The sequence below is a fragment of the Streptomyces sp. NPDC007205 genome (assembly GCF_040634095.1).
Classification (GTDB): domain Bacteria; phylum Actinomycetota; class Actinomycetes; order Streptomycetales; family Streptomycetaceae; genus Streptomyces.
The window spans coordinates 1-12,828 of record NZ_JBEYEW010000025.1; the positions used below are offsets into that span (position 1 = coordinate 1).

At 72.3% G+C, this 12,828-nt stretch carries 10 protein-coding genes and 1 pseudogene; 7 read left to right on the forward strand and 4 right to left on the reverse strand.

Annotated features, from left to right (window positions below; translation table 11 throughout):
• Positions 1-168 precede the first annotated feature (168 nt).
• From ABZ624_RS30680 to ABZ624_RS30690, 3 genes are all read right to left on the reverse strand, one after another.
• Positions 169-1,599, reverse strand: coding sequence for a family 2B encapsulin nanocompartment shell protein (locus ABZ624_RS30680; protein ID WP_360096083.1), 1,431 nt, complete (start codon positions 1,597-1,599; stop codon positions 169-171).
• Between the two features lie 279 nt (positions 1,600-1,878).
• The gene (locus ABZ624_RS30685) at positions 1,879-2,532 is read right to left on the reverse strand and encodes a DUF4360 domain-containing protein (protein ID WP_360096086.1); all 654 of its coding nucleotides are present in this window, start codon (positions 2,530-2,532) and stop codon (positions 1,879-1,881) included.
• Positions 2,533-2,683: 151 nt separating this feature from the next.
• Positions 2,684-3,142 carry an Rrf2 family transcriptional regulator gene (locus ABZ624_RS30690; protein ID WP_360096089.1) on the reverse strand — a complete coding sequence of 153 codons (459 nt, stop codon included), beginning with the start codon at positions 3,140-3,142 and terminating at the stop codon, positions 2,684-2,686.
• Positions 3,143-3,217: 75 nt separating this feature from the next.
• Here ABZ624_RS30690 and ABZ624_RS30695 point away from each other — a divergent pair, with 75 nt between their 5' ends.
• Positions 3,218-6,169, forward strand: a complete 2,952-nt coding sequence (locus ABZ624_RS30695) for a beta-galactosidase (RefSeq protein ID WP_360096092.1) — start codon at positions 3,218-3,220, stop codon at positions 6,167-6,169.
• Here ABZ624_RS30695 and ABZ624_RS30700 read toward each other — a convergent pair.
• Positions 6,156-6,319: pseudogene (locus ABZ624_RS30700) on the reverse strand (alpha-N-arabinofuranosidase); the annotation flags it as partial. The gene ABZ624_RS30695 and the pseudogene ABZ624_RS30700 overlap by 14 nt on opposite strands.
• 174 nt (positions 6,320-6,493) lie before the next feature.
• On the opposite strand from ABZ624_RS30700, the gene ABZ624_RS30705 reads away from it, so the two are divergent.
• The 6 genes from ABZ624_RS30705 to ABZ624_RS30730 all read left to right on the forward strand — a co-directional run bounded on the left by ABZ624_RS30705 (position 6,494) and on the right by ABZ624_RS30730 (position 12,824).
• Positions 6,494-7,099: a toxin-antitoxin system, toxin component family protein gene (locus ABZ624_RS30705; protein ID WP_360096095.1), complete on the forward strand. Its 606-nt coding sequence runs from the start codon at positions 6,494-6,496 to the stop codon at positions 7,097-7,099.
• 50 nt (positions 7,100-7,149) lie between these two features.
• On the forward strand, positions 7,150-8,349 hold the full coding sequence (locus ABZ624_RS30710; protein ID WP_360096338.1) for an MAB_1171c family putative transporter: 1,200 nt from the start codon (positions 7,150-7,152) through the stop codon (positions 8,347-8,349).
• Positions 8,350-8,464: 115 nt separating this feature from the next.
• Complete coding sequence (locus ABZ624_RS30715; RefSeq protein WP_360096098.1) at positions 8,465-8,947, forward strand: toxin; 483 nt, start codon at positions 8,465-8,467, stop codon at positions 8,945-8,947.
• A complete protein-coding gene (locus tag ABZ624_RS30720) occupies positions 8,944-10,125 on the forward strand; it encodes an MAB_1171c family putative transporter (RefSeq protein WP_360096101.1) in 1,182 nt (393 codons plus the stop codon). Before ABZ624_RS30715 ends, ABZ624_RS30720 begins: the two co-directional genes overlap by 4 nt.
• Positions 10,126-10,189: 64 nt before the next feature.
• Positions 10,190-11,368: an MAB_1171c family putative transporter gene (locus tag ABZ624_RS30725; protein ID WP_360096104.1), complete on the forward strand. Its 1,179-nt coding sequence runs from the start codon at positions 10,190-10,192 to the stop codon at positions 11,366-11,368.
• 58 nt (positions 11,369-11,426) lie between these two features.
• Positions 11,427-12,824 (forward strand): FAD-dependent monooxygenase, encoded by a 1,398-nt coding sequence (locus ABZ624_RS30730; RefSeq protein WP_360096107.1) that lies wholly within the window; start codon positions 11,427-11,429, stop codon positions 12,822-12,824.
• The last annotated feature ends 4 nt before the right edge of the window (positions 12,825-12,828 follow it).

Genomic DNA, 12,828 nt, shown 5'->3' on the forward strand with positions numbered 1-12,828 from the left:
TGCCCAGCCCCGTGGGGCGCGACGGGAGGCCCGGGTCGCGCGAAGCGGCGGCCCCGGCGGACGGCGGGCGCGGCGGTGGCGGCGTCGCTGACAGCAGGGCCCGCACCAGACCCGCCATGTCGTGGGCCGCGGTGGGTGCCGTGACCCGGGAGATCAACGACACCGTCGTCAGCTCCCGTTCGTCCGGGCGATCTCGACGTTCTCCAGGACGCCGAGGGCGTCGGGCACCAGGACGGCCGCCGAGTAGTAGGTGCTGACCAGATAGGAGATGATCGCCTGCTCGTTGATGCCCATGAAGCGGACGTTCAGGCCCGGCTCCACCTCGTCCGGGATCCCGGTCTGGTAGAGGCCGATGACGCCCTGGTCGTCCTCGCCGGTGCGCATGGCGATGATCGACGTCGTGCCCTGCTCGCTGACCGGGATCTTGCTGCACGGCAGCAGCGGCACTCCGCGCCAGGCGGGCAGGTGGTTGCCGTTCAGTTCGACGCTGCCGAAGTAGATGCCCCGCTTGTTGCACTGGCGGCCGAACGCGGCGATGGCCTTGGGGTGGGCGAGGAAGCAGCGGGTCTTGCGCCGCATGCTGAGCAGCTCGTCCATGTCGTCCGGGGCCGGCGGCCCCGAGTACGTGGAGATCCGCTGGTCGAAGTCGGCGTTGTTGAGCAGCCCGAACTCCTCGTTGTTGATCAGCTCGTACTCCTGCCGCTCGCGCAGCGCCTCGATGGTCAGCCGCAGCTGCTGCTGCGTCTGGTTCATCGGCTCGTTGTAGAGGTCGGCGACCCGGCTGTGCACCCGCAGCACCGTCTGGGCGACGCTCAACTCGTATTCACGCGGCGCGAGTTCGTAGTCGGCGAAGGTCTGCGGCAGCGTCGCCTCGCCCAGGTGTCCCGAGCTCAGCTCGATGTCCGCCTCACCGGCGCGGTTCACGGAGCGCTGCCCGTCGGAGCTGATGTGCTGCACGTGCCGGCGCAGCGCCTCGTAGCGGTCGGCGACCGCCTTGTAGGCCGTCATCGGCAGCGCGAGCACCGTCGTGGCGGTCAGGGCGCGGGCCGTGAACTCCCACTTCCTGGTGCCACCGGCGAGCACCTGGCCGCCGAAGGTGTCCCCGTCGGCCATCAGCGCGAGCACGGACTCGTCGCCGTACGGGCCCTCGCCGAGCTTCTCGACCTTGCCGTGCGCGATCAGGTACACCTGGTCGGCCTTGCGGCCCTCCTGCACGATGACCTGGCCGGGGGCGAACTCCTTCTGGACGAACTTGTCGGCCAGCGCGCCGAGCGCACCGGTGTCCGAAAAGCCGCGCAGCAGCGGCAGTTCGCCGAGTTCCTCGGGGACCACCTGGACCTTGGAGCCGGTCTTCACGAAGCTCACCCGGCCGTCGCCGACGGTGAAGGAGAGACGGCGGTTGACCCGGTAGGTCGCGCCGGGCACGTTCACCCAGGGCAGGATGCGGCTCGCCCAGCGCGAGCTGATGCCCTGCATCTGGGGTTCGGACTTGGTGGTGGTGGCGAGATTGCGCGCCGCCGCGGTGCTGAGGCTCTGCTGCTCGCGCTGCTGCTGCTCCGACTCCGGGGCCGCCGCTGCGGTCACTGTGTCGAGGGGCATGGCTCTACCTCGTCTTCCATGGCACGGGGAGACGCGACGACCTGCCGTCGTCACGCTGCGTACACAGAAGTAGCAGAGCCCGTTTACGTGGAGTAATCGCATCAGACGGCGCGCGAGGCATACCGCATGTTGAACATGCGCTCCTCACGCGCCCCTGACCCGCAAAGCTCCAGGTCTAACGATTCCGCAGGTCAACCGGTGGATGACCGCTCGCCGACGGGAGCCGCCCGGAGTCGGCGCTCACGTGGAGTGACCGGCGTGGCGGGCGTATGCCTGTGCCTAGCCGTTCGGGCACTGCTTCCACGCCAGGTGGTACACCGTACTGATGTCCCCGTCCGTCGAGTCCATCGTCATGAAGCTGACCTTGCCGGGGGACGAGGTGCCGGCGTTGACTCTCAGTTCGGTGTTGATGTTGAAGTTGCGCAGCACCCCGCAGGGCGACCAGACCAGTTGCGCCCAGTCCGTGCTGTCGGTGGCCTGCCAGTCGTCGTTGTACACGCCGCTGAAGGGGTGCGATCTGGGCACGGTCTGCGAGGAGCCCTGGAAGTAGTACGAGGCCTTCTGGGTGGCGTTCGCGCCCGGCTGGAGCGAGAGGAAGCCGCGGTAGTCGGCGCTGGCCACGGCGTAGGTGAAGCCCTGGGGGACGTGGACCACCAGGTTGAGCTGGCAGTTCTTGCGGAAGGCCGTGGGGTCGGAGTTGCCGCCGGCCTGGGCCAGGTAGTTGCTGTAGGTGACCGTGAAGGCGGTGTTGTCCGGCGAGACGGCGACCGCGGCCGTGCCCGCGGGACAGCCGGAGCCGTTCACCGTCGCCACATCGATGACGATCTTGTCCGGGGGCGGGTTGTCGAACACACCGGAGGCGGGCATCCGGGCGGGCAGTGCGGTGGTGAGCAGCGCCGCCACGGCGCCGCTCAGGAGGAGGCCACCAGCCATGGTTTCTCCCATGTCGTGGAGTGGGGGGTCTGTGTGGAACCTGTGGAGAGCCTGAGCGTTCCGCATCGTAGGAAGCCCCGCTCACTCCCGGGAGGGCCGACTCCGGCCATTCACAACCGGCCGTTCACACCGGCCCGTTACCGCCGAACCGTCACGGGTTCTCCCACGCCGCCGGTTCCGCCGCCAGCGCCCGGACGGGCTCGGGCAGCGCGTCCGCCGCGAGGTCGGCGAGGGTGACACCCTCGAGGACGCGGCGCACATTTGCGCGGAGGGCGATCCAGAGGGGCAGGAGCGGCTGTGCCGTTCCCGTGTACGCCAGGCCCGTCGGCCGCTCTCCCCGTACCGACACGATCGGGCCGTCCACCGCGCGGATGACGTCGGCGACCGTGACGGCGGCCGCGTCCCGCGCCAGCCGGTAGCCGCCGCCCCCGCCGCGCCGGCTGTCGACGATCCCGCCACGCCGCAGATCGCCCAGGATCCCTTCCAGGAACTTGTGCGGGATGCCCTGCGCGGCGGCGATTTCCTCCGCCTTCACGGGGCCGTTACCCTGCCGTACGGCCAGCTCCAGTACCGCCCGTACCGCGTAATCCGCCCGTGCCGAGATCCTCATGGATCCATTGTGGGACGTCGCCGCGTGGAGAATGGCCGCGCCCGCGCCCCGTAAGATCGCCCGGGAGGATCCACCTTGGCGCTCAGCAGACGTACTTTCAGTGCCCTGGCCGGCTCGGCCGCGCTCGGGCTCGCCCTGGGCGGCAGCGGCGGCCCCGGGGCGCCTTCGGCGTACGCGGCGCGCAGTGTGCCGACCGGCCCGGCGCCCGCCCCGCCGCGCGCCGACGGCGCGCGGCACACCATCGGCTACGACCGGTACTCCCTGCTCGTGGACGGCAGACGGCTGGTCGTGTGGTCCGGTGAGATGCACCCCTTCCGGCTGCCCAGCCCCTCCCTGTGGCGTGACGTGCTGCAGAAGATGCGGGCCCACGGGTACAACGCCGTGAGCATCTACGTGGCCTGGAACTACCACTCCCCCGCCCCGGGGACGTACGACTTCACCGGCGTACGGGACCTGGACCTGTTCCTGCGGATGGCCGCCGAGACGGGCCTGTACGTCATCCTGCGGCCCGGCCCGTACATCAACGCCGAGGTCGACGGCGGCGGCTTCCCCGGCTGGCTCACGGCGACGAAGGGCAGGGCACGGACCGACGACCCGACGTATCTCGGGCACGTGGACGCGTGGCTGACCCAGGTGAACCGGATCGCCCGCAGGCACCTGTTCACCCAGGGCACCGGCACGGTCCTGCTGTACCAGATCGAGAACGAGTACGACGCCCATGTCGACGCCACCGGCCGGGCGTACATGTCCCACCTGTACAAGAAGGTGCGGGCGGACGGCATCGACGTGCCGCTGTTCCACAACGACAAGGGACGCAACGGCTACTGGGTGCCCGGGTCGTTCGACACCGGCGGCGAGAAGGGCGGCTGGCTGTACGGCTTCGACGGGTATCCGTCACCGTCGAAGACCCCGCCGGACTGGGGGACGTTCGGGCCCGGAGGGGCGAAGGGCGGGGCCAGCGCCTCGCCGTCCACGCCCGGGTTCGTGCCCGAGTTCGGCGGCGGCTGGTTCGACCCGTGGGGCGGCGCCTGGTTCGACGGCAAGGGGTACGCCGAGTCGCGGCGCACCCGGGACGCAGCCTACGAGCGGCGCTTCTACCTGACCAACCTCGCCAACGGGCTCACCCTGCACAACGTGTACATGACCTTCGGCGGGACCTCCTGGGGCTGGCTGCCCGCGCCGGTCGTCTACACGTCGTACGACTACGGCGCCGCCATCGACGAGGCCCGCAACGTCACCGACAAGATCGCGCCGATGCACCAGCTCGGGCATCTGCTCCAGCGCGTGCCCGACTTCGCCAAGCTGGACCGGGCGGCGGACGTGCACGCCAAGGGCCTGAAGGTCTACCACCTGGCCAACCCGGACACCGGCGCGCAGGTCTATGTCGCCCGCAACGACGGCACCGACGCGGTCACCACCGACCTGCCGACCGACGCCGGCCGGCTGCGGATCACCGTGCCCGGCAAGGACGCCCGGCTGTTCACGACCGGGCTGAAGCTGGGCCGGCGGACACTGAAGTACGCGACCGCCCAGCCCGTCATGTGCGTGACGGCGGGGCGGCAGGACATCGCCGTGTTCTCCGGGCCGCACGACGACATGGCCGAACTGGTGCTGAAGTGCCCGGTCGAGCCGAGCGTCATGCGGCTGGACCCGGAGGCCGCCTGGGTCTTCGCCGGCGACGAGCTGCGTGTGAACGTCCCGCTCGGCGAGGGCGGACTGACCCGGGTGCTGGTGCAGAAGGGCGAGACCGAGACCCCGCTGCTGCTGCTCTTCACCGACGACGCCACCGCCGCACGCCTCTTCCCGTACGACACCCCGTCCGGGACCCTGCTGGTGTACGGTCCGGCGATGCTGCGACACGTGGAACTCCGGGGATCCGAGGTCCACTTGACCGGTGACGTCACCGAGACGACGAGCGTGGAGGTGTGGGGACCGCGGGGCATCCGCACCGTGGTGTGGAACGGCCGCCCCCTGCCCACCCGGGTCACCCTGGCCGGCAGCCTGCTGACCACCGGCCTGCTGCCCGCCGCCCCCGAGGTGGAGCTGCCCGGACTGGGCGGCTGGCGGATGCGGAGGGAGAACCCGGAGGCCGGACCGGGCTTCGACGACTCCGGCTGGAAGGCCGCCGACAAGAAGTCGTCGTTCAGCACCACGCCGGTCCCCGACGGTCAGCCGGTCCTCTTCGCCGACGACTACGGCTTCCACTACGGCGACGTCTGGTACCGCGGCTCCTTCACCGACTCCACCGGCCTGGAGGAGATCGCGCTCGCCTACAGCACCGGCACCCAGGGCCTGTTGATGGCCTGGCTGGACGGCGAGCCGCTGGGCACCCACCGGATGCCGGTGCCGGACAAGGACACGACCGTACGGAAGGGCAGCTGGGCGGCGACGGCCGCCTTCCCGGTACGGGAGGCGCTGCGCTCGCCCGGCCCGCATGTGCTGTCCGTGCTCGTGCGGCGCATGCAGCACGACCAGGACGGCAAGGCGCTCGACACGCACAAGGTGGCCCGGGGCCTGACCGCGGCGTCCTTCAAGGGTGCCTCGCCGAAGGTGCGGTGGCGGATCCAGGGCGCGAAGGCCCCCGACCCCGTCCGCGGCCCGATGAACAACGGCGGCCTGTACGGCGAGCGGGAGGGCTGGCACCTTCCCGGTTTCCGGGACCACGGCTGGGAGAGGGTGACCTTCCCGCGCGCCGCCCGGTACCAGGGCGTCACCTGGTACCGGACCACCTTCCGGCTTTCGGTGCCGGCCGACGTCGACGCCTCGATCGGCCTGACCCTGGACGACGACCCGTACCGGGCCTACCGGGCGCAGATCTTCCTCAACGGCTGGAACATGGGCCAGTACATCAACGACGTGGGCCCGCAGCACACCTTCGTCCTGCCGAACGGCGTCCTGCGCACCCGGGGCACCAACACCCTGGCGCTGGCGGTCCTGTCGGAGTTCACCACGCTGTCGGGGCCGGGGAAGGTGAGCCTGACGCTGCTCGGCAGGGCGAGCGGCGGCGTACCGGTCACGCCAGTCTGATCACGTTCCAGGACAGCGGTTCCAGTACGGCGGTGAGGGTGCCGTCCGTCTGAGGGCGACTTCGAGCGGCAGGGCCTCCGTACGGCTGCGGTTGACGGCGAAGACCGTGACCGTGCCGTCGGCCGCACGGACGGCCGTGGCGTGCAGCAGCAGGCGCCGCGCCTCCTGCGGAACGGGACCGTAGATTCGGAGCGCTTCCGCGTCAATGGGCCGGGGGACGCTTCGCTCGGGGCCCCTCCGAAGCCGTGCCGAATCGCATGACGCGGACACGCCCTTCCACGTAGGCTCGAACGGGCTGCCGATCGTCGGCGAGAAGGGAGCACGATGGGCATCGCGGGCGCGCGGAGAAGTGCGGCCCGGTTGGCCGGGAGGCTGCGACGGCGCTCGCCGGCCGGTCTGACGATGCGCCGGCTGACGGCCCACTTCGCCGCCGCGGTCCGGGACCGTCCCCGTCCTCCCGCCGACACGCGTGAGCTGTGCCGAGAGCTGTGCGCGACGATGAGCGCCCTCCGTGGCGGGCGGCCCGTTCAGCTGCGCTTCGAGCGTTTCCCGGACGAGCTCGCGGTCACGGGCCTGTGGGTGGAGCTCCCCGATGTCGACCTCGTCATCGTCGAGGAACGGGCCGAAGGAGTGCAGCAACTGGTCATACTCGGCCATGAGTTGTGGCACATGCACGCCGGTCACCGCCACCACCCCGGCGCCGGCGCGGCCGCGTCCCGGGTGCTGGCCGGGGAGCCCGACCTGCGAGCGGCCGCGCTCGCCGTCACCGCCCGCGACGGCTCCCGGGAGCGGGACGAGGCCGATGCCGACGCGTTCGGGCACCTGCTCGCGACCGCCTTCCGGCCCCGGCTGTCCGGCGGCACGGACCGGCCGCTCGACCCCGTCCAACGGTCCCTCGGTCACCGGGGGCGCTTGGAGGGCCCGCGGTGACGTGCGCCTGTCCGGCCTCCGCCCTGGCCGGCCGGCTGGGCCCGGCAGGGATGCCCGGCGGGTCCTCCGTCGCGTTCTGGGTCGCGACCGCGGTGCTGGCCACCGCACTGGCGATCAAGCTGCCCACGATCATCCGGCTGTGGAAGGACCCGCTGCTGCGCGCGGTGGGCGGTCTCCTGCTGCTCGCCTGCGCGGTGTTCGTGAGCGTGACACCGTCCACGATCGCCTGGACCAACCGGGTCGCCGGCGTTCCCAACATCGCGGCACCGCTGGTCTATTCACTGCTCACCGCGTTCTGCGCGTCCTGTCTGCTGCTGATCACGGCCTGGCGCCACGGGCTGTCCGACCGCTCGGCCGTCACCCGCCGCGCACAGCGCTGGGTGATCGCCGGGTACACCGGGGTGATCATCGCGCTGTGGGTGCTGTTCGCACTCGCGGACGTGCCCGTCGAGCGGCGCACCGACCTGGACACGTACTACGCCAACACCCCCTACATGCGCGAGGAGATCCTGCTCTACCTGCTCGCGCACTGCACCACGGCCCTCATCACGTCCCGGCTCATCTGGAACTGGGTGAGCACCGACGGGCTGCTCGACTCCTGGCTGCGCTGGGGGCTGGTGTCGCTGGGCGCGGGCTACGGCACGAACCTGGTGTTCGACGCCGTCAAGCTCACCGCGGTCACGGCCCGCTGGACGGGAAACGACCTGGACTGGCTGAGCACCGACGTCGCGCCGCCGGTCGCCTGTCTGTCGGCCATCCTGATCGCGGTCGGCTTCATCCTGCCGCACGTCGGCCAGTACCTGCACGACCGCCTGCGGGTCCGGCGCGCCCACAACCAACTGCGCCCCCTGTACGTGCTGATGCGCAGCGTCAAAGGAGAGGGAGTACCCCTGCTGCTGCGGGCCCGCCCGGAGTTGCGGCTGACGCGCCGTGAGACGTTCATCCGGGACATGCTGCTGCCCCTCGGCCGCCGCATCGACGAGGACCTGCGCCGCCGGTCCTACGACGCCGCGCTCGCCCTCGGCCACCCGCCGGACAAGGCCAAGGCGCTGGCGGCGGCGGTGACGATCCTGGACGCCGTGGAGAAGCGCGGACGGCCGCGGTCCGACGAGGGCATGGCGGACACCGACGCGACGGACCTGCTGCGGGAGATCGGCCCGGTCTCCTGCGCGCTGCGCCACCAGGACGCCATCGAGGCCGTGCGCGCACACGCGGGCGTCACGACGGCCGGCACACCGGCCCCCGGGTGAAGGGCGGCCGGGCTTCGGCGCAGACGTACGGGCGGATTTCCGGCACGGAGTGGCCGAGACGAGCCGAGTCTTGGCATATTGCACGGGTGACAGCGGCGAGATGACGGAGAGCAGGGTGCGTACCACCAGGGAGATGCGTCGGCTCGCCGACACCCTCATCGGTCCCCTCCGGGTCCCGGTCCCGGCGGACCCGGAGGCTCTCTTCGACGCCCTGGTCGCCTCCGTCAGCGCGTGGCGGGGCCGCGAGGTCGTCGTCCACAAGGAGGTCTTCCCCCCGCACACCGCCAGCGGACTGTGGCTGGAGCGGGAGACCCACGACGACGTGGTCGTCGACCGGCGGGCGGCCGTGTGGCACCAGATCGTCATCTTCTGTCACGAGGTGTGGCACATGAACCAGGGTGACGCCGGCGCGGCGCGCACCGACTTCAGCCTGGTCGAGGAGCAGGCGGCCGACCAGTTCGGCATGTTGATGGGCCGCCGGCTGCGCCCGTGGCTGGAGGCCTCCGCGGATTCGGTGTTCGCCGAACCCGGCGACGGCACCCAGGGCCTGGCCGGCCGCATCGCCGCCGCTCTCAACTACCGCGGGACCGAGCGGTGAGCGGCCTGATCAACTACATCAGCTGCGGGGCGCTGTGGCTCGGCCTCGCGGTGAAGTCCCCGGACCTGTCCCGCCACTGGCGGGATCCGTACCTGCGGGCGATCTGCGCCGTGCTGGCCCTGGCCGGGCTGTGCTTCCTCCTCGGGGCCCCGCCGACGGTGGGCGCCGTCAACCGGCTCAGCGGCGTCCCCAATCTCGCCGCCCCGCTGACCTACGCCGCGATCACGGCGTACAGCGCCGCCTCCCAGGTCCTCGTCGTGCACTGGCGGGGCGGGCCGCGGGTGCGGCGGACCGCCCGCCGGTGGATCGCCGCCTACGCACTCGTCCTCCTCGGTATCGCCGTCATGTTCGCGCTGGGCGACGCGCCGGTGGAACGCCGTACCGACCTGGACACCTACTACGCGACGACGCCGTTCCTCGCCGAGATGATCGTGCTGTACCTGGCCGGGCACCTCGCCGCCGCCGGTGTCACCGCGGTGTCGTCCCTGCGCTGGGCGCGCCAGGTCGACGGCCGGCTGCGGGTGGGGCTGATCATGCTGGGCGCCGGGGCGCTGTGCAGCGCCGGGTACAGCATCACCAAGTTCACCGCCGTGATCGCCCGCTGGTGCGGGGCCGACTGGTCGCGGCTCGGGACGACGGCCTCCCCGGTGGCCGCCGGGCTCGGCGCGCTCCTCACCGTCACGGGCATCCTGATCCCGCTGACCTGGCCGCGGGTGACGGAGTGGCAGCGGTCCCGGCGGGCGTACGCGCGCCTGAAGCCCCTGGAACGCGAGCTGGACGAACTGCTCACCCGCCGCTCGCTCCGGCTGCCGCGGCCCCGCTGGGTCACGCCGGCCACCCGGCTGGTGTGGCTGCAGACCAGCATCCACAACGCGCTCGGCCACCTGGACGCGTACTTCGACCGGGACCTGTACGAGCGGGTCCGCGCGAGCGCCCTGCGGGAGACGGGCGACGCGGGACGCGCCGAGTCGGTCGCGTGGGCGGCGGTGGTCGCGGCGGCGGTCGAGGCGGAACGCCACCGGCAGCGGCCCCTGGCCCCGTGCGACGAGACCGACCTCCTGTCGGTCCGCGCCCCCGGTCCCGCGGCGCTCTGCGACATCGCCGATGCCCTGGCCACCTCGACGCTGGTAGCGTCCGCCCGGGTCCACGGCACGACGACGCCGACGGGCACCGCATGAGGCGGGTCCGGGCCATACGCGCGTCCCACGAGGCCGCGCACCGAGCGGATGGGAGGGCGCGGCCGTGAACCTCGTCGTGTACGTGGCGGCCGGGGCACTCGTACTGTCCTCCGCCCTCCTCTTCCGCCGGCCCCGCACCGCCCCGTGGAACCCGCTGACCGTGTCGACGTCCGCCGCGGTCGCGCTGGGTGGTCTCGTCTTCGTCTGCTCGGCCCCGCTGACCCTGGCCACCGTCAACGACGTCACCGGCATACCGAACTTCGGTGCGCCGCTCACATACGGCATGCTCTCCGCGTACAGCTGCTCCCTGCTCGTCCTGCTGATCCACTGGCGGGGCGGGCCGCGCGAGCGGCTCCGGCGGGCGGCGCTGCGCTGTGTGGCCGCCTACGGAGCACTGATCGCCGCCATAGTCGTGCTGTTCACGCTCGCGGACGCGCACACGGAGCGGCTGCGCGACCTCGACACGTACTACGCGAACACACCGGGCATGCGGGAGATGATCCTGCTCTACATGCTCGGGCACAGCGCGGCGATTCTGGTGATGTGCGTGATGTGCGTGAAATGGGGGCGCGAGGTCACCGGGCTGCTGCGGACCGGTCTGCGGCTGATCCTGGTCGGCGGGCTGCTGGACGCCGCCGGCTTCGAGCTCACCAAGTACACGGCGATCGTGGCCCGCTGGACGGGGCACGACCTGGACTTCCTGTCCACGACCCTCGCCCCGCCGGCGGCGTCGCTCGCCGCCCTGCTGTGTTCCGCGGGCTTCGCCCTGCCCAGACTGCTGCCCGCGGTCCTCGCCCAGTGGCACAGCCTCGGCGACTACCGCCGGCTCGGACCGCTGTGGTCACAGCTGCGGTTCGCGTCCATCGCCCCCAAGCCGCCCAGCTCGTGGTGGCAGCTGCCGCAGGAGCGGCTGCACTGGCGCGAGGTGTCCATCCACGACGCCCTTCTGGCGCTCGCCCCGTACTTCGACGACCGCGTCCGCGAGAAGGCACGCGAGGCCGCACGGCGGGCGGGACGCGGACCGCACGAGGCGCGGGTCGCGGCGGAAGCCGCCATGGTCGCGCACGCCGCGCGGTGCGCCGCCGTCGGCGGGGAGCCGCCCAGGGTGCCGAGCGGCAGCCGCCTGTACGCGACGGAGGTGTCCGGGCCGAGCGGCCTGGTGGAGCTGGCGCGGGCCCTGGAGACCGTGCAGCACACCGCGGGAACCGTGGGTGAAGGTACGGTGCGGACCTCCCATGGCTGAACCTTCCCGGCCGGCTCCGGGCTCGGCCGGTCCGTCGCCGGATGATGCGAGGAGCCCCGTGCCGCGCAGAGCCGTCGTCATCGGTGCCGGACTGGCCGGCATGCTGGCCGCCGCGGCGCTGTCCGCCTCCGTGGAGGAGGTGATCGTGCTGGAGCGCGACGACCTGCCCGACGGTCCCGAGCACCGCCGCGGGCTTCCGCAGGGGCGCCATGCCCATCTGCTCATGGCCGGTGGCCTGGCCGCCATGGACGACCTGGTGCCCGGGACGCGCCTGCGCGAGCAGCTGCTCGCCGCCGGCGCCCGCGAAGTCGCCCTCGGCCAGGACCTGGTGGCCCTCACCCCGGAGGGCTGGTTCCGCCGCTGGCGGCACCCGGGGCCCCGCATGCTCAGCTGCAGCCGGGCGCTGCTGGACTGGGTCGTACGGGCCACGGTGCTGGCCGGCACGGACGTGCGGATACAGAAGGCGCAGGCACGCGGGCTGACCGGGGACGCCGGCCGGGTCCGGGGCGTACGCATAGCGACGCCCGACGGCGAGCGGGAACTCGAAGCCGACTTCGTGGCCGCCGCCGACGGGCGCGGGTCCCGGGTCCTGAAGTGGCTGGAGGAACTCGGCGTCCCGGGCATCCAGGAGAAGACCGTGGACACCGGTCTCGTCAATGCCACCCGGGTCTACCGCACGCCCGCCGGGGCCGAGCTGTTTCCGGTGACGGTCGTCCAGGCCGACCCCTACCGAGGGCGGCCGGGGCGCAGTGGGATGGTCCTGCCCATCGAGGGCGACCGCTGGATGGTGAGCCTCGCCGGCACCCGGGGCGGCGAACCGCCGGCCGACCCCGAGGGCTTCCTGCGGTACACGTTCGACCTTCCCGACCCCATCGTCGGCCGGCTGATCTCCGGCGCCGAGCCCCTCACCGAGGTGCACATCAGCCGCAGCACCAGCAACATACGGCGCTATCTGGAGAAGGCCCGCCGCTGGCCCGACGGCTTCGTCGTGCTCGGTGACGCGGTGGCCACGTTCAACCCGGCCTACGGCCAGGGCATGTCGGTGGCCGCGCTCGGCGCCGGGGTACTGAGCGCGGAACTGCGGCGCGGCGGTGTCGGCGCGCCCGGGGTGGCCCGGCGGGTGCAGCGGGGGGTCGCCCAGTCGGTCGCGGCGGCCTGGGCGATGGCCGTGGGCCAGGACGTCTGGTTCCCCCAGGTGCGGGGCGCGCGGCCGGGCCTCGCGGATCACCTCGTCACCCGGTACTCACGCCGCATGACGAAGGCGGCCACCGGCTCCTACCGGGCGGCCGCCGCCGTCTGGGACGTGACGAGCCTCGTGACGGCACCGTCCCGTCTGCTGCGCCCGGACGCCATGCTCGCGGCCCTGGCCGGCCCGCTCCTCCCGGCTCTGCCGGGGCCGCCGCTGACGGCACAGGAGCGGAAGGTCGTGCGGGAGCTGGACCGCGCGCGCGGGTGAACCG

Excerpts from the sequence above, each read along its gene's own strand:
- ABZ624_RS30710 (WP_360096338.1), top strand. The coding sequence starts at position 7,150 with ATGCCCGGCGGGTCCTCCGTCGCGTTCTGGGTCGCGACCGCGGTGCTG.
- ABZ624_RS30705 (WP_360096095.1), top strand. The coding sequence starts at position 6,494 with ATGGGCATCGCGGGCGCGCGGAGAAGTGCGGCCCGGTTGGCCGGGAGG.
- ABZ624_RS30685 (WP_360096086.1), bottom strand. The coding sequence starts at position 2,532 with ATGGCTGGTGGCCTCCTCCTGAGCGGCGCCGTGGCGGCGCTGCTCACC.
- ABZ624_RS30690 (WP_360096089.1), bottom strand. The coding sequence starts at position 3,142 with ATGAGGATCTCGGCACGGGCGGATTACGCGGTACGGGCGGTACTGGAG.
- ABZ624_RS30680 (WP_360096083.1), bottom strand. The coding sequence starts at position 1,599 with ATGCCCCTCGACACAGTGACCGCAGCGGCGGCCCCGGAGTCGGAGCAG.